Below are 17,815 nucleotides of genomic sequence, written 5' to 3'. Positions count from 1 at the left end.
TGCTAATTACTTAGCATCTAAGAAGCTTTTCAATAAGTCAGAGCGTGAAGGGTGGCGTAATTTACGTAGTGCCTTCGCTTCGATTTGACGAATACGCTCACGCGTTACATCAAACTGTTTACCTACTTCTTCTAAGGTATGGTCGGTATTCATATCGATACCAAAACGCATACGCAATACTTTTGCTTCTCGGGCTGTTAGACCTGCAAGCACATCGTTGGTAGCACCGCGAAGAGATTCCATTGTTGCCGAGTCGATTGGCGAATCAATAGTAGTGTCTTCGATAAAGTCGCCTAAGTGCGAATCTTCATCATCACCGATTGGCGTTTCCATAGAAATTGGCTCTTTAGCAATCTTAAGTACCTTACGGATTTTATCCTCAGGCATCATCATGCGTTCTGCTAATTCTTCTGGATTTGGCTCACGACCCATTTCTTGCAGCATTTGACGAGAAATACGATTAAGTTTATTAATCGTTTCAATCATATGCACCGGAATACGGATTGTACGCGCTTGGTCGGCGATAGAGCGTGTGATTGCTTGACGGATCCACCACGTAGCATAAGTTGAGAACTTATAACCACGGCGATATTCAAACTTATCAACAGCTTTCATCAAACCAATGTTACCTTCTTGGATTAAATCCAAGAATTGTAAACCACGGTTGGTATATTTTTTAGCAATTGAGATTACAAGACGTAAGTTCGCTTCAACCATCTCTTTCTTCGCACGGCGCGCTTTTGCTTCACCAATGCTCATACGACGGTTGATGTCTTTAATACGCTCAATGCTTAAACCTGTGCTTTCTTCGATTACACATAGTTTATTAATACAGCGGATGATTTCTGGTTTGATTTCTTCTAATTTTGCAGAATGTTTTTCATTCGCAGCAATCTCAAGATCAATCCATGCAGCATCAGTTTCATTATTAGCAAAGTGCTTAACAAAAGTTTTCTTCGGTAGCTTAGCGATTTGTACAGCTTGTTTCATGACGATACGTTCTTGAACACGAACTCTGTCCATCATTTCACGCATGTTGTTAACCATACGATCAAACTGTTTCGGCACTAGTTTAAAGGTTTTAAACAGCTCACCAATCTCAAAAATCGCAGCTTGCGATTCTGGATGTGAACGGCCTTTACTATCAAACGTGTCGCGTGCTTTATTGTAAAGATCACGAAGGTTTTCAAAGTGTACACGAGCCTCTTCAGGATCTGGGCCAGTATCTACTTCTTCTTCGTCTTCATCATCGCTATCAGTATCATCGTCATCTTCATCATCAAGTTCTTTTTCGCTTAATTCAGAACCGATATGGGTAGCAGAGATTGGCGCAGCATCTTCATTAGGATCGAAAAAACCAGAGATAATGTCGCTTAAGCGCATTTCTTCTGCTTCAAACTTATCCCATTGCTCAAGCAGGTATGTAATTGCTTCAGGGTATTCTGCAACCGAGATTTGTACTTGGTTGATCCCTTCTTCAATACGCTTAGCGATAACGATTTCGCCTTCACGGGTAAGCAGTTCAACAGTACCCATTTCACGCATGTACATACGAACCGGATCCGTTGTACGGCCGATTTCTTTATCTACAGTAGCAAGCGCAGCGGTTGCAGCTTCTGCTGCGTCTTCATCTGTTGTTGTTTCTTGCATCATCAATTCATCGGCATCAGGCGCGTTTTCGCTAACCTTGATACCCATATCATTGATCATACTAATGATATCTTCTACTTGATCTGAATCGATAATATCTTGTGGAAGGTGATCATTAACTTCTGCAAAAGTTAAATAACCTTGCTCTTTACCTTTTTGAATCAGAAGTTTTAATTGTGACTGAGGAGTTGGATCCATAGAGATTGTTTCTTCCACTCTGATAAGTTGATACAACAGGCGCCAGCTCGCTTATTTATTAAGCCAAGCTAAGTATTATTTGACGCAGTGAATAGCACAGTATAACAGCATAATTCATTTTTGACTAGCTGTTAGTGTCTTTTCGACCCTTTTAACGCTTGAGTAAGGGCTAAACATTCTAGCCTTTCTTCACTCGTAAGCCCTTGGGTCTTGTCTTTTATTAATAAGGTCTCGAGTCGATAATTTAAACACTGATCTTCAATAAATCTGAAAGTATTTTTAAATTCGTCCTCTAAACGGTCGTCATTGATCTCATGACGCCAAGTAGCGAGCTTAATGAGCGCCTCATACTCGGGTGTTTCTCGAAATGATTCAATTAATTGCGCTGTAGTAATGTCACTATTTTGTAAGGCGCAATGTTGTAGCTTAATAAGTAAGGCGATACCAGCAATATTCATTTGTGCTAAATCAGCTAAATAGGGCACTGTATTGGCTAACTTAGGATGCTGAATTAGTAACCCAATTGCGCGACGCATTGGCGTAATTTTAAATTTTCGCTCAATCGCATGCTGCTGTTTAGGTGTTTTTAAGCGATTGTTTAACTGCTCTTTAGTGCGGCCTATTAATCGACCTAAGTGCTCTAATAAGTTTTCTTGATAAAACTGACTAGGGATTTTTTCAATCAACGGAAGCACAGCACTAAGAAGCTTAGCTTTACCTGCATCGGTAGTTAAATCAATCTCTTGGCTGAGTTTATTAAACAGCACTTTGGTAAAATCATCGGCTTGAGATAAACGTAGTTCAAACGCTTCTTTGCCTTCTTTTTGTACTAATGAATCGGGATCTTCACCGTCTGGTAAAAATACAAACAGTAGCGCTTTGCCATCATTTAAATAGGGCAGGGCATTTTCGAGTGCACGCCAAGCGGCATCTCGGCCAGCGCGGTCACCATCATAACAACAAATTACTCGGTCTGTGGTTCTAAACAATGTATGCATGTGCTCAGCGGTGGTGGCGGTACCAAGCGCAGCTACTGCATATTCAATACCTTGCTCGCTCAGTGCTACTACATCCATATAGCCTTCAACTATGAGCACATGTTCAAGTTTTTTATGCGCTTGTTTTGCTTCATATAATCCATATAGTTCAAAGCCTTTATGGAAGATACGGGTTTCTGGCGAGTTTAAATATTTAGGCCCTTGATCCGCTTGCATCACACGGCCACCAAAGGCAATAACACGACCACGTTTATCGCGAATAGGGAACATTAAGCGATCACGAAAGAAGTCAAATTGGCGGCCAGGGGTTTTCTCTGAGGCCAGCTTTAGCTCAACTAATTGCTCTTTTTGTTCTTTATTGCGGCCAAGTTGTTGGCAAAGGCCTTCCCATTCACTGGGGGCATAACCAATCATAAACTTTTTAACTGTTTCGCCACTTAGGCCTCGGCCTTTTACATAGTCTATTACGGTTGCTGAATTAGCATGATGTTTTAACTGGTGTTGATAAAAACGCGCACTATGGAGCATTAAATCGTAATCTGAGCGTTTTTGTTCTGCGGTACGCTCTGGACCATTACTGGTGCCTTGCTCGCGGGGAACATCGAGATTTAGGATGCTTGCAAGTTCTTCAATGGCATCAACAAATTCAAGCTTGTCGTATTCCATAACAAATGAAATAGCGTTGCCGTTCGCACCACAACCAAAGCAATGATAAAACTGTTTGTCTTGAGATACAGTAAATGATGGGGATTTTTCGTTATGAAAAGGGCAACAGGCTTGGTAATCTTTGCCCGCTTTTTTTAAGCCAACTTTGGAGTCAATTAGCTCAACAATATCGGTTCTGGCAAGTAAATCATCTATAAAATTACGTGGGATCTTTCCAGCCATTAGTAAAGTGTAGTCCTGAGATAAATAGAAAATAAGGTGAACGAAATATCAGATAATTTAGTTCTACAATTTAGATTTGAACACAAATGCTATTTTTATTAAAGCGAAAAACGAAGAAACCGAGCACATGGCTCGGTTTGCTTAAATCATACATCTGTATGTGGGAGTATTAGGCAGTTAATCGTTGCTTAATTAAACCAGAGATCTTACCTAAATCGGCGCGACCTTCAGCTTTGCTTTTGATTATACCCATTACTTTACCCATATCTTGCATACCTGCTGCGTTAGTATCAGCAATAGCCGCATCAATAAGAGCTATGATTTCTTCTTCACTCAACTGTTGAGGTAAGAATTCTTCAAGAGCTGTAATCTCATTGGCTTCAATTTCGGCTAAATCTTCACGGCCAGCATCAGTATACTGAGTGTAAGAATCACGGCGTTGTTTAACAAGCTTCACTAATACTGCGGTAATACCGTCATCATCAAGTGTTATTTGCTCGTCAATTTCACGCTGCTTGATTGCAGCAAGCACCATACGAATTGGGTTAAGACGAGATTTGTCTTTCGCTCGCATCGCATCTTTTTGCGCATCTTTTAGCTTTATTAAAAGGCTCATTTATACAAGACCAATACTGATCAATATAATTTAACGCGACGTGCGTTATCGCGAGAAAGCTTCTTCATGTGACGCTTAACCGTTGCAGCTTTTTTACGCTTACGCTCAGCTGTTGGCTTTTCATAGTGCTCGCGACGACGAACTTCTGAAAGGATACCTGCTTTTTCACATGAACGCTTGAAGCGACGAAGTGCTACGTCAAACGGTTCGTTCTCTCTTACTTTAATTACTGGCATTAAAAATTCACCTACCTAAATAATGAGCGTTGCTCAAGTTGATCAAACAATGATCAAGTGGTTCAAAAATGGTGCAGTATTGTAATCCGAAGCCGCACCACATGTAAAGGATAAATATTGTCTGCTCCAAGTGGAAACAAAAAATATTTCTATGTTATTAATTTTACTGTAGTTCATAGAGGCGGCAAAATACTTGTCCCGCCGCTTTTTCTTTCAATAACAGCCAATTGCTGGGTGTTTGTAACGCACTCATCTCGCTTTCAACTTCAACATAAATGAGGGCGTTTTTACTTAACCAGTCATTTTCAGTGAGTAAATCACAGCATTTTTGGGCTAAACCTTGGCGAAAAGGTGGATCAATAAACACTAAGTTAAACTGTTGTTGCTGAGTATTGTTACTTAAATAAAGCAAACTGTCGGTGCAAATTACTTCAGCATTAGTGAGTTTTAACGTGTCAATATTAGTTTGTAATTGGTTGGCGGCGAGTTTATCCATCTCTAAAAAGCGTGCACTGAGAGCAAAACGAGAGAGTGCTTCAAAACCTAATCCACCGGAACCTGCAAAACAATCGAGTACTTTAGTATCGCGAGTATCTTGCATTAACCAGTTAAATACCGTTTCTTTGATACGATCTGTGGTTGGACGAAGACCTTGCACATCTTTTACTGGTAATTTACGGCCACGAAATTGCCCGCTGATGATCCTAATAACGCCATCGCTGGCTTTATTACTCACTTGTTTTTGTGGTGATTTATTTCTCATTTAGCTCACTAAAAAATGGTATCTAGAATCCAGCTCAGATAATATTGCAATCATATAGTAGCGTGTCATTTTTCAACTGCGCTAAAAGTGTTACTATGAGCATCTTAGACAATATGTTGTGGTTATTAGCGGCTGTGCTTTTAAAGCAATGCAGCGAATACACAAAGTATTACCGTTAGTTTATCAGATTTTTATAAGTGGTTATTAGCAAGTATGGCAAAAAAATAAATTCCTGTCTTGGTTTGGTTTTGGTAAGTCAGATAAAAACCAACAAGTAGAGCAGACCGCCCAAGAGGCCGATAACCAACAAGCGGAAGTTGAGCGCTTAGAACAACAGCGTATTGCCGCAGAGCAAGCTGGAAGCTGAGCGTTTAGAGCAACAACGAATTGCTGCAGAAGAGGCGGAAGCTGAGCGCGCAGAGCAACAGCGCATTGTTGCAGAGCAAGCTGAAGCAGAGCGCTTAGAACAACAGCGCATTGTTGCAGAGCAAGCTGAGGCAGAGCGCTTAGAACAACAGCGCATTGCTGCAGAGCAGGCAGGAGCAGAGCGCTTAGAACAACAGCGCATTGTTGCAGAGCAAGCTGAAGCAGAGCGCTTAGAACAACAGCGTATTGCTGTAGAGCAAGCTGAGGCACGTGATGCTGAACGCCAAGCTATCACAGATGCTGAATTAGCAGCAACAGAACAAGCAGAACAACAACGCCGCGATGAAGCCGCTCGTTTAGTACAGCAAGAAGAAGCAATGCTTTTAGAGCAAGAACGTATTGCAGTAGAACAAGCCGAAGCTGAGCGTTTAGAGCAAGAGCGTATTGTTACTGAGCAGGCTGAAGCTGAACGTTTAGAGCAAGAGCGTATTGCTGCCGAGCAAGCTGAAGCTGAACGTGTAGAACAAGTGCGTATCGCAGCAGAGCAAGCCGAAGCTGAGCGTTTAGAGCAAGAGCGTATTGCCGCGGAGCAAGCCGAAGCTGAACGTGTAGAGCAAGAGCGTATTGCTGCCGAGCAAGCCGAAGCTGAACGTGTAGAGCGAGAGCGTATTGCTGCAGAGCAAGCCGAAGCTGAACGTGTAGAGCAAGAGCGTATTGCTGCCGAGCAAGCCGAAGCTGAACGTGTAGAGCAAGAGCGTATTGCTGCCGAGCAAGCCGAAGCTGAACGTGTTGAACGCGAGCGTATTGCTGCAGAGCAAACCGAAGCTGAACGTGTAGAGCGAGAGCGTATTGCTGCCGAGCAAGCCGAAGCTGAACGTGCAGAGCAACAACGCATTGCCACAGAGCAGGCCGAAGCTGAGCGTGTAGAGCAACAACGTATTGCCGCAGAGCAAGCTGAAGCCGAACGTGTAGAGCAACAACGTATTGCAGCAGAAGAGGCGGAAGCTGAGCGTTTAGAGCAAGAGCGATTAACGGCAGAGCTTGCTATCGAGGAAGCAAAAACAGCTGAAAAACCTAAGAAAGAAGGTTTTTTTGCTCGTCTTAAAAAAGGCTTATTAAAAACCAAAGTAAACTTAGGTTCTGGCTTTGCATCGATTTTCACTGGTAAGAAAATTGATGATGAATTATTTGAAGATCTTGAAACTCAGCTATTAACAGCCGACTTAGGTGTTGATACCACCATGAAGCTGATCGATCGTTTGACTGATGCGGCTAACCGCAAACAGTTAAAAGATGGTGATGCATTATATGAGCTAATGAAGCAAGAAATGGCGGCGATGCTTAAAACGGCAGAACAGCCATTAGAAATTCCTGCTGATAAAAAACCATTTGTTATTTTAATGGTGGGTGTTAATGGAGTTGGTAAAACAACGACCATTGGTAAACTTGCTAAGCAATTTCAGGATCAAGGTAAATCAGTCATGTTAGCTGCAGGTGATACTTTCCGTGCAGCTGCGGTTGAGCAATTACAAGTATGGGGTGAGCGTAATAAAATCCCAGTAATTGCACAGCACACCGGTGCTGATAGTGCCTCAGTGATATTTGATGCATTTCAAGCTGCCAAAGCGCGTAACGTTGATGTGTTAATTGCAGATACAGCTGGTCGCTTGCAAAATAAAGACAACTTGATGCAAGAGCTTGAAAAAATAGCCCGAGTGATGAAGAAAATTGATCCCGATGCACCGCATGAAGTGATGCTAACCATCGATGCTGGCACAGGGCAAAATGCAATTAGCCAAGTGAACTTATTTAATCAGTGTGTTGGCCTTACCGGTATTACATTGTCTAAGTTAGATGGTACAGCCAAAGGTGGGGTTATTTTTGCCGTCGCCGATAAATTTAATATTCCGATCCGCTATATTGGTGTTGGTGAAGGCATTGATGATTTACGTGCATTTAATAGTAATGACTTCATTGATGCGCTATTTAGCCAAGATGAGGACGAAGTTTAAATTTCAAAGGGGAGCTTGCTCCCTTTTCAGCTGTGGATGATTGATAACTAAAATGATAAATTTTCAGCAAGTCAGCAAAACATATCCTGGTGGTCACCGAGCACTGGAAAAAGTTAATTTTCATGTTAAACTGGGTGAATTGGCTTTTTTAACTGGTCACAGTGGTGCTGGTAAAAGTACCTTACTTAAACTCATTAGTTTAATGGAACGCCCGTCGGCGGGTCATGTTTTTATTAATGGCGTTGATTTAAATGCAGTAAAATCGCGGCAAATTCCTTATGTCCGCCGTGATATTGGTATCATATTTCAAAACCACCGTTTATTAGAGCGCCACACTATTTTTGATAATGTTGCCTTGCCGCTAATTATCGAAGGTACGCATCATAAGCAAATTGAAAAGCGTGTGCATGGCGCACTTGATAAAGTTGGCTTGCTAGATAAAGTAAAATGCCACCCTTCAACACTCTCTGGTGGTGAACAACAGCGAGTTGGGATTGCCCGGGCAATTGTAAACTCTCCGCCATTATTACTTGCAGATGAACCAACAGGTAACCTAGATCCTGAGCTTTCCATGGATATCTTGCGTTTGTTTGAAGAATTTAATAATCATGGCACTACAGTCTTAATTGCCACCCATGATTTAGGGCTGATCTCGCGAATGAAATACCGTAGCTTAACCTTAAAAGATGGTCGCATGAGTCAAGATCCATTGGCAGAGGCAACACTATGAGTTTGTTATTCAAAGGCCGAAAAAGCCAAAATGAACGAGTAAAAAAATCAGTTTTTGCAGCCGGATATTTCTTTGTGCTGAATATATTTCGCCAAGGTGTATATAGCCTAGGCGAAATGTGGCGCACACCGATGGCGTCAATGATGACCATTGCGGTGTTGGGTTTAAGTTTAACCTTACCAGCGACCTTGTATTTAGTGGTTAAAAATGTGCAGCAGGTCAGCAGTGGCTTTGAAGAAGCTGCAGAGATTTCATTATTTGTAAAAGAATCTATGAGTGAACAAGAAACACAAACACTTGTTAAACGCTTAGCACTCTACCCTGAAATTGATAATGTCACTTTTATTTCTAAACAAAATGCGCTCATTGAATTTAAAGAAGTATCAGGGTTTGGCCAAGCACTTGAATATTTAGATAGCAATCCTCTGCCAGATGTTGTTATCGTCACGCCGACTTCTCGCCATCGTCAACCAAACGCCGCGCAAGCATTATTAAAAAAGCTTGAAGCAGAGCGTGAAGTCGATTTTGGTAAATTAGATATTGCCTGGCTTGAACGTTTAAATGCATTATTAAGCCTGTTAAAAGAAAGCGTGATCACCATCGCGTTGTTATTACTGACTTCGGTAACTTTGATCATAGGCAACACTATTCGCTTATCAATTATGGATAAGAAAGAAGAGATCCAAGTGATGAAGCTAGTCGGTGCAACCAATACCTTTATTCATGCGCCATTTTTATGGACCGGCATTTGGTATGGCATTGTTGGTGGTTTGTTTGCTTTTATATGTGTGGCCCTCATGATGTGGTGGCTTGGATCTGCAGTCACCCAAGTCGCTGGAGTGTATCAAACTAACTTTAATTTAATCGGCTTAAGCTTAGGCGAGTTTGGTGCGTTAGTGCTGCTTGCAACCAGCTTAGGGTTTGTTGGCTCCTACTTATCTGTTAATCGATATATAAAAGAAATCGAACCCGATAAAGTGTAACAATTATTTTTTATAATCATTGATTAAGTTGGTTGTGGTGAATTGCTTTATCATAACCAACTCACCGCAAAGCTAGAATTCATCGCTTATTCAGGCGTTTAAAGTAGAATAAAAAACACTGAAAAAACCACTTGCTTCAATCGAAAAAAAGTTTTACATTGAAGTTAGCACTCTAAGTGAAAGAGTGCTAAGATGGTTTCAAATGTTTATCACTGAGGTGAAAAATGAGTAAAGATTTATACGCAATGGCACTCACAGTTGGACAGCAAAGCGCAAGTATGGACGGTTACCTTCAAGCGGTAAGCACTATACCTATGCTAGGTGCTGAGCAAGAAAAAGAGTTAGCGACTCGCTTACAGGAAGATGGCGATCTTAACGCTGCAAAGCAACTCATCATGTCTCACCTTCGTTTTGTTGCACATATAGCTAAAGGTTACTCAGGTTACGGTCTACCGCAAGCTGATTTGATCCAAGAAGGCAATATCGGCCTGATGAAAGCAGTAAAACGTTTTGACCCATCAGTGGGCGTACGTTTGGTTTCATTTGCAGTGCATTGGATCAAAGCCGAAATACACGAATTTGTACTTAAAAACTGGCGCATTGTTAAAGTTGCGACCACTAAAGCGCAACGCAAATTGTTTTTTAATCTTCGTAAAAACAAAAAACGTTTAGGTTGGTTTAACCAAGCTGAAGTTGCTACCGTAGCGAGTGAGCTAGGTGTGAGTGAAAAAGAAGTTCGTGAAATGGAATCGCGCATGAGCGGCCAAGACATGGGCTTTGATTTAACCGGTGACGACAGCGATGACGCACCAACTAGTACCTATTCGCCTGTGCAATACTTAACTGATGGCAGTAATGATTTAGCTGAAGAAGTTGAACAGCAACAATATCAAGAGCAATCTCATACACGTTTATTTAGTGCGTTAAAAACCCTAGATGAACGTTCACAAGACATTGTTAGTGCTCGTTGGTTATCAGACGATAAAGCAACACTGCAAGAACTGGCTGAAAAATACAGCGTATCTGCAGAGCGTGTTCGTCAACTTGAAAAAACAGCAATGAAAAAGTTACAAGCTGCAATGAGTTAATCACAGTTTTACAAAATTATTAAAAGCCCTGCATGAAAATGCGGGGCTTTTTGCGTTTAGGGAAGTTACAAGTTTTAAGTCATAAGTGGCAAAAAGCAAGACAACCAATCTACTTTGATACTAGTATTACAAGCGCTGAGATTGATGGAAAAGCGTTACTACTAAAAATTAATGAAGAAGATAAACCGTTGACTAGAAAAACCCTGTTAAACCCTTTCACAGATGATGATCAGAAAAGTAGAGCTATAATATGGATTTCATACAGGGTGACTGCTCAGGGCAAGATCACGAACTTTACCTTGACTTAAAAGTATGATCTTATACTCCTTTTTAAGGAGCCCCCATGCCTGATATTCAACTATTTAAATATTTCGAATCAATTGCCGACCCTCGCCAGCAGGGTAAAGTTGTCCATAAACTTTTTGATATCATATTCTTAGCTGTCAGCGCTGTCATATCTGGGTGCCAAGGCTGGGAAGATATTGAAGATTTTGGCCATGATAGATTAGATTGGCTCAGGAAGTACGTTCCTCTTGAGCAAGGTATCCCTCGCCATGACACAATCGCTCGTGTGATGAGTCGCATTGATATGACGCAGTTTCAAGATTCTTTTTCTTCTTGGATGAAAGACTGTTCTAAATTAACTCAGGGCGATGTAGTTGCGATTGATGGTAAGCGATTGAAAGGTTCATTTAATCAGTCAGATAGGCGCGATGCACTTTATATGGTCAGTGCATTTGCGTGCGAAAATGGTGTTGTTTTGGCGCAATGCCCTGTTGATAAAAAGTCGAATGAAATAACAGCGTTACCAGAGCTTCTTGAATTACTGGAGATAAAAGGCTGCTTAGTCACGATTGACGCTATGGGGTGTCAAAAATCAATTGCAGAGACAATAGTGGATAAACAAGCCGATTACCTACTGGCAGTAAAAGCGAACCATAAAGGACTGCTGTCACAAGTAGAGAATGCTTTATTACCTGAGGTCACACGACAAGCGTCCGAAGGAGTTTTGTTTAATGAAGCCGATTATCATAAAAACAGAGAAGAATTCAGGTGTTGTGCTGTTAGTCATAACGTAAGTGATTTATCAGAAACGAGCAATTGGAAAGATGCCAAAACAGTGGGAGTTATTGTTTCTTATAGGAAAGAAAAAAACAAAGTAAGCAATGAGTTATGCTATAGATACTACATCAGTTCAGCATATCTATCGGCGGAAGAACTCGCAAGATCCGCACGGCAACATTGGCAAATAGAGAATGGATTACATTGGCGTTTAGATGTCGGATTTAAAGAAGATGATTGCCGAATTAGGCGTGAAGGTGCAGCACCTGTATTTGCGGGGCTGAGACACATCGCATTTAATCAGCTAAAAGCAGAAACAAGCTTTAATAAAGGCATGCCCGCAAAACAGAAAAAAGCTATGCGCAGTACAGATTACCTTGAAAAGGTATTGAAATCATAGACTTTTTTCATGCTCTTGCCCTGGGTGACTGCTCCGTCGTCACGGCTTATTACTTTTGCTTAATTTAATATAATGACTAGGCGTTACAATTATTTTAAATAATAATATACGTGCAGTATTTATACCGTGCTATTTATTTACACTCGTTAGGTTATTAATTTAAGTTTTACATTGAATTAATAATGCTTCTTTTTATATTCTCTTAAATCTTTGATTTTAATTTATTATTTAAATATTGTATGCGAAAATAGAACAAGATTGAGAATTGTCTCTCAATTCATACTCTAAATTAAGCTAACCCCAAGCTGTATTTATATCCGTATTTCAATTTAATTAAAGTCAGTATTAGCACTCAATATGAATTCATATTCACTAAAGAAAAAAATATTATTATCGGTTGTTCTCGCCCTCGTAATTGTTGTTGTATTATTGTCATGGTATAGCTACTCCACGCAAAAAGCGTTGTTACTGCAAAACAGTGTTGATAGTGTGAGGCAAGCAGGTAAACAGCAAGCCGCGCGTATCGAAGCATGGTTAACCGATCGTCAGCGAGTGATCGCTTCTGTCGCCACTAAAGTCGAAGGTGATACGCTTAATGCATTGCAGCAAGCACAGATATCTGGCGATTTTCAATTAACCTATTTTGGTAACCGCGACGGGCTGATGGTGGACTCTGATCCCAGTATTGACCGCTCAGGTTATGATCCTAGAACACGTCCTTGGTATCAGCAGTCACAACAAGCTCGTAGCAGCATAATTACCAAGCCTTATTTGGATGTGGCCTTTAATCTATTGGTCGTTACCATAGCTCATCCAGTGCGCAATGGTGTGGTTGGCGGTGATGTGTCAATTGCGAGTATTGTCGATAGCGTTAGCAATATGTCTCTACCGGCAAACGGTTATGCCATCATGATGCATGAAGACGGTACTGTGATCGCCTATAAAGACTCAAGTAAATTGATGGGTAAAATTACCAATATTGAGACTAAATTAAGCAGCCGACTAATCGAATCAAGTAGCCAAACAGGCCAACTTACGCCTGTTTATTTTGAAACTGAAGCTCGGGATAAGCTACTTTGGGGGAAAAAATCCAAAATACAGGTTGGCAGCTAGTTTTTGTACTCGACAAACAAACGTTAGAGGCACCATTAGTAAGCTTGATGGTCACCCAGTTAGGACTGGCAACGTTAGCACTGATCATTAGTGTATTATCTATTTCTTGGTTGTTAAGTTTGCTACTAGGGCCACTAAGTCGCGTGTCGCAAGCGTTATCTCGTATTGCTGCAGGCAATGGTGATTTAACTCAGCGTATTACAGTCGACAGCCAAGACGAAGTCGGCATGTTAGCTGATAGCTTTAATAGTTTTGTAAGTAGTCAACATCAGCTGATCAGTCATATTCGTCAACTAGCGACTGATCTCAGACTCAGATGCAGAGAAAAGTCTGTTAACCAATCAATCAAGCGTTAATGAACTACAGCGCCAACAGCAAGAAGTTACAATGGTTGCTACCGCAGTTACAGAGATGTCCAGTGCTACTCATGAAATTGCAGCTAACGCTGAAAATACCGCTGCCGCATCCCAGCAGTCGGCGCAAAGCAGTATTCAGGGGAAAAGCTTAGTTGATAAAACCAGAACCACGATTAACTCATTGGCATCAGAAATTGATGAAACCACAGTAGTGATCAGTGAGCTGAGCCTGCATGCACAAGCAATCTCAAGTATTTTAACGACGATTCAGGAGATTGCAGAGCAAACTAATTTACTAGCATTAAATGCTGCGATTGAAGCGGCGCGTGCCGGCGAGCAAGGCCGTGGTTTTGCAGTTGTCGCAGACGAAGTTCGGGTGTTATCACATCGAACTCAAAACTCTACTGCAGAGATTTATACCACGATTGAAACGTTGCAAAATACCACTAAAAAAGCGGTTAGCTTGATGGATAGCAGTAAAAGTTTAGCTAATAATAGTGTTCACGATGTCAACGCCGCAGCACAAGCTTTAGAAGAGATTACTCAAGCAGTGAATGAGATCTCCGATATGGCGGGACAAATTGCCGTTGCAGCCGAGGAGCAAACTCAAGTAACAAATGAGATAACCAGAAACACGGTCGCGATAAAAGATGTCACTGATGAAATCACTTCGTCGGCGATGACTCATTTAAGTCAAGCCAAAATGCTTAAAGATCGCGCAACTGACTTAAACGAAAAAGTTGCTACCTTTATTCTGTAATGTGACATTTTTGCTTTGAGGCTGAATACCAGCTAATCAAAATTGAGTAAGTTTGTATGAGGGGTTTTCTCCCTACAGACTTACTCAATCGTAAATTAAAATATTAACTTGAGAGGGGAGGAGGAAAGGAATTTTAATTGTTTTAAATTATATTCTGTGTCTTTTAAAATGACTTTGACTAATACCATGAGGGAATACTTCAGACTTTATGCATCGAAATTCGAGAGTATCTTTCAGCTGACCAAATAACGAAATACCAGCACCTAATAAAACAGGAATTGTGGTAATTATCATTTCGTCTATCAGATCATCTTTTAGGAAGTTTTGAATTGTCACACCGCCATCTATATATAAATTTTTATAGCCATCATCTTGAAGTTTTGTAGTTAACTCTCGTAAATCACCTTTTACTATAGAAAATTTACCTTCACAGCTTGCTGGCACACTGCTTAGGGTATTACTTAAAACAAATACAGGCTTTGAATATGGCCATTCACATTCTAGCGTTAACACTAATTCAAATGTGTTGCGGCCCATAACTAAGGCATCAATACTTTGCATATGCTTAACAAATCCCATATCTAAATTATTAGGGTTGGGGATTGAATATAACCAATCAATTTCATTATTTTTATCTGCAATGTAGCCATCCAAACTTGTTGCTATAAATGCTAAATTAGCCATAGTTGTCTCTTATGTTGACTCTATATTAATATCAAATATTCTACACTGTAGAATATTTTTGTAAGCTTCAATAAATTAGGCAGGGTTATGACGGTTAAAAAAAGAGGCCGGCCGCAAAAAGAATCAAAGGTATTAAGCGGTGAGGAAATAATAAAAACGGCTAAAAAACTGATGTTAACTAGCGGTAAGATACCGAGTATTCGATCTTTGTCGGCAGAGCTTCATGTAGATGCAATGGCAATATATTATTATTTTAAAAATAAAAACGTGCTGTTAGAAGAGCTAACAACATCTCTAATTTTTGAGATGTATATACCTAAGAATGATTTAGAGTGGGAGGTAGAGTTACGAAAGCTCTCAAAAAGCTATGTTGCACTTTTAAGTAAATATGATGGTTTGCTGCAAACATTGTTGTCTATGAATTCTACAAGCCCAGCTAACGTTTTTATTGATAGATTTAAAATAATTACAAAGGATTTAAATCTGGAAGTATCAGCAGAAAAGGCTTCACTAAATTTACTTGCTGATTATTTACATGGTTTTTCTATGTCGATGAGTTGTGATAGTACAGCTCAATTAACAGTTGATGATGTTGATGGATCGCTTGATATTATATTTGCTGGAATCAATGCTTCATTGAGCATGAGTAACCAGTAACTTATTGATAACAGTTTATTTTTGATTGGAGCCCTTTAATTGTTTAACTGCCATAATATTTAGTTAGTAAGTACTTTTACTTGGCGCTTAAAACAGAGGGGCAACGTTTTGATAGCAGATATCAATTCATTTTGATTTTAGCTACAATACGCGCCGATCAATTTATAGGTAATCGTAGTGACTAATACCTCAAGTAATTCAGTACTGGTTTTACGCGCTCAACAAATTAGTGAGTCTCGTCGTGAGTTTAATGCCCGTGGCGGTAAAATGGATCGCTGTGAACGATGCTTAATCGCGAAACATTACTGTATTTGTGACGGTGTGGAGCCGGCTGATAGTAAGGCGGCGGTATGCTTACTTATGTATCACAACGAGAGTTTTAAACCCTCTAATACAGGGCGATTAATTGCTGAAATTATTCCTGATAATCATGCTTTTCGTTGGGACAGGACTGATCCTGACGATAAACTATTAGCCTTATTAAATGACCCGCAATATCAACCTATGGTGATCTTTCCTGCTACAGATGTTGAAGATACCGCACGCGTTATTACTGATGTACAACACCAGTCTAATAAACGTCCCTTGTTTATCTTTTTAGATGGCACATGGCGTGAAGCGAAAAAAATGATCCGCAAAAGCCCGTATTTAGACGAGTTGCCAGTCCTCTCAATTACCGCAGAAAAACTGTCAGATTATCGCTTACGTGTAGCCCCTCACGCACACCAACTTGGCACCGTTGAAGTGGCCATTTTGGTTTTAGCACTAGCTGGGGAGGTTGATGCAGCAACTAAGCTTGAACAGCATTTTATGAAGTTTCGCGATGCGTATTTATTAGGTAAGCGCAATAAAGGCAGACCTGAGTAATTTGGTTTCCCCATGTTGTACCTCGAAAAATCGCGATATAAAATCGCTTATATGGACTGCTCCTATTGCACAAGCCTTTTTACATTAAAATGATGTGATTGCGTGCTTATATACGGGCTCTAATGAGGCGCTACCTCGGCCACTTTGATGTTTTCGCGCCCTTGTGCCTTATCTGCTACACGGTATCTTCGTACACTAGCGATTTTTCAGGCTCTCAAGGGTGGGTCTCACCACTTAATGCTCTATCTTGGCTTGTTCAATTCTTTTGTTTGCTGACTTTTTATTTTTACGCGGTTAATAATCTTGCTTCATAACTCGTTCCATTTTTGAGTAAGGCGTAGGCTGTTCGCATTGTTTTGTTTGCTAATGCAATAGCGGCGCACTTGACACCTTTTCTTATTAGAAGGTTTTTTATCCATCGTTCTTTTTCTGTCGTGGCTTCTCTGTTTTTTAATTTACTCACTACTGAGCGAGCGCCTAAAAATAGGTTTCGTCTTAATGCACCACCTCGTCTTTTGGGTATGCGCCCTATCTTTGCTTTGCCACCTGTCGAATGCTGTAATGGTGTCACTCCTGCACACGCCGCAGCACTTCTTCCATCGTTAAACTGTGTCGTGTTACCTAAAAAAGACAGGACCTCGATAGCCGTGATTGGGCCGACTCCTTCGAGAGCCATTAAGCGTTGACAGCCATCATTTTGTTTTGCAATACACTCTATTTGTTTTTGCAGCTCTACCTTATTGTCACACTGCTGTTTATAAAGTGAATAGCTGAGCGCGAGAGCATGCTTTAGTTCTAGCGGCAGTGTGTTTTCTGCATCTTCTAAAATATCGGGTATGGCTGCTTTAAATGCGGCCTCACTTTGGTTAATCACAATACCAAACTCAAGGAGTAGCCCGCGAATTTGGTTTGATAACTGAATTTTTTGTTTATCTGCTAACGCTCTTACTTTGCTAAGTGACTGTAAAGCCTGCTCTTCAATGGTAAGAATTTTACACGAACGAACATTCGGGACTCGACTGGCAACGGCTATTGCGATTGCATCGTTCGCATCTGTTTTTTGCCCCTGTCTAAATGCTTTCACGAACAAAGGGTCAAGGAGTATTACATCATGACCAAAGGACTGCGCAGTGCGCGCAAAATGCTGGGCGCTTGCGCATGCCTCCATAGCAACAACTGACGGTTTTGCTTTAACTAATAACTCAAGCAGCGTTTGACGGTTAACTGATTTATTGGACATCAGTTTGTTGCCTTTAAACTGCGCCGCTTGGAAAGTATTTTTTGCTAAATCAATAGCAACTAAATTACAATGTGCCATGTATGGACTCCTAATTTGGTAAAAGATTCTCTGCAGTTTCTTTATACCGTACTCTCCCGTTAATGGGGAG

The 17,815-nt window shown here is 40.7% G+C and carries 15 protein-coding genes and 1 pseudogene; 9 read left to right on the top strand and 7 right to left on the bottom strand.

The features are described 5' to 3' along the window. Window positions 1-6 precede the first annotated feature (6 nt). From rpoD to rsmD, 5 genes are all read right to left on the bottom strand, one after another. Window positions 7-1,848, bottom strand: a complete 1,842-nt coding sequence (rpoD, locus tag P4S61_RS05275; RefSeq protein ID WP_337117899.1) for an RNA polymerase sigma factor RpoD — start codon at window positions 1,846-1,848, stop codon at window positions 7-9. 131 nt (window positions 1,849-1,979) lie between these two features. Then, a complete protein-coding gene (gene dnaG / locus P4S61_RS05270) occupies window positions 1,980-3,734 on the bottom strand; it encodes a DNA primase (protein ID WP_145234801.1) in 1,755 nt (584 codons plus the stop codon). Between the two features lie 169 nt (window positions 3,735-3,903). Further along, a complete protein-coding gene (locus P4S61_RS05265) occupies window positions 3,904-4,350 on the bottom strand; it encodes a GatB/YqeY domain-containing protein (protein ID WP_145234803.1) in 447 nt (148 codons plus the stop codon). A gap of 20 nt (window positions 4,351-4,370) precedes the next feature. After that, complete coding sequence (rpsU, locus tag P4S61_RS05260) at window positions 4,371-4,586, bottom strand: 30S ribosomal protein S21 (protein ID WP_337117898.1); 216 nt, start codon at window positions 4,584-4,586, stop codon at window positions 4,371-4,373. Window positions 4,587-4,749: 163 nt separating this feature from the next. Beyond that, window positions 4,750-5,349 carry a 16S rRNA (guanine(966)-N(2))-methyltransferase RsmD gene (gene rsmD / locus P4S61_RS05255; RefSeq protein WP_145234805.1) on the bottom strand — a complete coding sequence of 200 codons (600 nt, stop codon included), beginning with the start codon at window positions 5,347-5,349 and terminating at the stop codon, window positions 4,750-4,752. A 743-nt stretch (window positions 5,350-6,092) separates the two neighbouring features. Here rsmD and ftsY point away from each other — a divergent pair. From ftsY to P4S61_RS05220, 7 genes and pseudogenes are all read left to right on the top strand, one after another. Further along, the gene (gene ftsY / locus P4S61_RS05250) at window positions 6,093-7,727 is read left to right on the top strand and encodes a signal recognition particle-docking protein FtsY (protein ID WP_337118884.1); all 1,635 of its coding nucleotides are present in this window, start codon (window positions 6,093-6,095) and stop codon (window positions 7,725-7,727) included. A 52-nt stretch (window positions 7,728-7,779) separates the two neighbouring features. Beyond that, complete coding sequence (gene ftsE / locus P4S61_RS05245) at window positions 7,780-8,457, top strand: cell division ATP-binding protein FtsE (RefSeq protein WP_337117897.1); 678 nt, start codon at window positions 7,780-7,782, stop codon at window positions 8,455-8,457. Then, the gene (gene ftsX / locus P4S61_RS05240) at window positions 8,454-9,440 is read left to right on the top strand and encodes a permease-like cell division protein FtsX (RefSeq protein WP_145234809.1); all 987 of its coding nucleotides are present in this window, start codon (window positions 8,454-8,456) and stop codon (window positions 9,438-9,440) included. The genes ftsE and ftsX overlap by 4 nt, the downstream gene beginning before the upstream one ends. A 224-nt stretch (window positions 9,441-9,664) precedes the next feature. Further along, window positions 9,665-10,528 (top strand): RNA polymerase sigma factor RpoH, encoded by an 864-nt coding sequence (gene rpoH, locus P4S61_RS05235; RefSeq protein ID WP_145234811.1) that lies wholly within the window; start codon window positions 9,665-9,667, stop codon window positions 10,526-10,528. Between the two features lie 32 nt (window positions 10,529-10,560). Beyond that, window positions 10,561-10,836 carry a hypothetical protein gene (locus P4S61_RS05230; protein ID WP_337117896.1) on the top strand — a complete coding sequence of 92 codons (276 nt, stop codon included), beginning with the start codon at window positions 10,561-10,563 and terminating at the stop codon, window positions 10,834-10,836. 35 nt (window positions 10,837-10,871) lie between these two features. Beyond that, complete coding sequence (locus P4S61_RS05225; protein WP_337117895.1) at window positions 10,872-11,990, top strand: ISAs1 family transposase; 1,119 nt, start codon at window positions 10,872-10,874, stop codon at window positions 11,988-11,990. A gap of 357 nt (window positions 11,991-12,347) precedes the next feature. Then, window positions 12,348-14,219: pseudogene (locus tag P4S61_RS05220) on the top strand (methyl-accepting chemotaxis protein). 147 nt (window positions 14,220-14,366) lie between these two features. Here P4S61_RS05220 and P4S61_RS05215 read toward each other — a convergent pair. Beyond that, window positions 14,367-14,903, bottom strand: coding sequence for a dihydrofolate reductase family protein (locus tag P4S61_RS05215; RefSeq protein WP_182731324.1), 537 nt, complete (start codon window positions 14,901-14,903; stop codon window positions 14,367-14,369). An 87-nt stretch (window positions 14,904-14,990) separates the two neighbouring features. Between P4S61_RS05215 and P4S61_RS05210 the strand changes: the two genes are divergently transcribed. Together P4S61_RS05210 and P4S61_RS05205 are read left to right on the top strand one after the other, a co-directional pair. Beyond that, window positions 14,991-15,560, top strand: coding sequence for a TetR/AcrR family transcriptional regulator (locus tag P4S61_RS05210; protein WP_145234818.1), 570 nt, complete (start codon window positions 14,991-14,993; stop codon window positions 15,558-15,560). 177 nt (window positions 15,561-15,737) lie between these two features. After that, entirely contained in the window at window positions 15,738-16,427 is a 690-nt protein-coding gene (locus P4S61_RS05205; protein ID WP_337117894.1) for a tRNA-uridine aminocarboxypropyltransferase, read from the top strand. Between the two features lie 286 nt (window positions 16,428-16,713). Here the strand turns inward: P4S61_RS05205 and P4S61_RS05200 are convergent, their stop codons facing one another. Next, complete coding sequence (locus P4S61_RS05200) at window positions 16,714-17,745, bottom strand: IS110 family transposase (RefSeq protein WP_337117893.1); 1,032 nt, start codon at window positions 17,743-17,745, stop codon at window positions 16,714-16,716. Window positions 17,746-17,815 lie beyond the last annotated feature (70 nt).

Origin of the sequence: Pseudoalteromonas sp. B160, assembly GCF_037162485.1 — a bacterium.
Lineage (GTDB): Bacteria > Pseudomonadota > Gammaproteobacteria > Enterobacterales > Alteromonadaceae > Pseudoalteromonas > Pseudoalteromonas rhizosphaerae.
Note: the sequence above shows the minus strand (reverse complement) of the source record. Positions and strands in the feature narration are given on the sequence as shown.

Excerpts from the sequence above, each read along its gene's own strand:
- rpoD (WP_337117899.1), bottom strand. The coding sequence starts at position 1,848 with ATGGATCCAACTCCTCAGTCACAATTAAAACTTCTGATTCAAAAAGGT.
- dnaG (WP_145234801.1), bottom strand. The coding sequence starts at position 3,734 with ATGGCTGGAAAGATCCCACGTAATTTTATAGATGATTTACTTGCCAGA.
- P4S61_RS05265 (WP_145234803.1), bottom strand. The coding sequence starts at position 4,350 with ATGAGCCTTTTAATAAAGCTAAAAGATGCGCAAAAAGATGCGATGCGA.
- rpsU (WP_337117898.1), bottom strand. The coding sequence starts at position 4,586 with ATGCCAGTAATTAAAGTAAGAGAGAACGAACCGTTTGACGTAGCACTT.
- rsmD (WP_145234805.1), bottom strand. The coding sequence starts at position 5,349 with ATGAGAAATAAATCACCACAAAAACAAGTGAGTAATAAAGCCAGCGAT.
- ftsY (WP_337118884.1), top strand. The coding sequence starts at position 6,093 with ATGCTTTTAGAGCAAGAACGTATTGCAGTAGAACAAGCCGAAGCTGAG.
- ftsE (WP_337117897.1), top strand. The coding sequence starts at position 7,780 with ATGATAAATTTTCAGCAAGTCAGCAAAACATATCCTGGTGGTCACCGA.
- ftsX (WP_145234809.1), top strand. The coding sequence starts at position 8,454 with ATGAGTTTGTTATTCAAAGGCCGAAAAAGCCAAAATGAACGAGTAAAA.
- rpoH (WP_145234811.1), top strand. The coding sequence starts at position 9,665 with ATGAGTAAAGATTTATACGCAATGGCACTCACAGTTGGACAGCAAAGC.
- P4S61_RS05230 (WP_337117896.1), top strand. The coding sequence starts at position 10,561 with ATGAAAATGCGGGGCTTTTTGCGTTTAGGGAAGTTACAAGTTTTAAGT.
- P4S61_RS05225 (WP_337117895.1), top strand. The coding sequence starts at position 10,872 with ATGCCTGATATTCAACTATTTAAATATTTCGAATCAATTGCCGACCCT.
- P4S61_RS05215 (WP_182731324.1), bottom strand. The coding sequence starts at position 14,903 with ATGGCTAATTTAGCATTTATAGCAACAAGTTTGGATGGCTACATTGCA.
- P4S61_RS05210 (WP_145234818.1), top strand. The coding sequence starts at position 14,991 with ATGACGGTTAAAAAAAGAGGCCGGCCGCAAAAAGAATCAAAGGTATTA.
- P4S61_RS05200 (WP_337117893.1), bottom strand. The coding sequence starts at position 17,745 with ATGGCACATTGTAATTTAGTTGCTATTGATTTAGCAAAAAATACTTTC.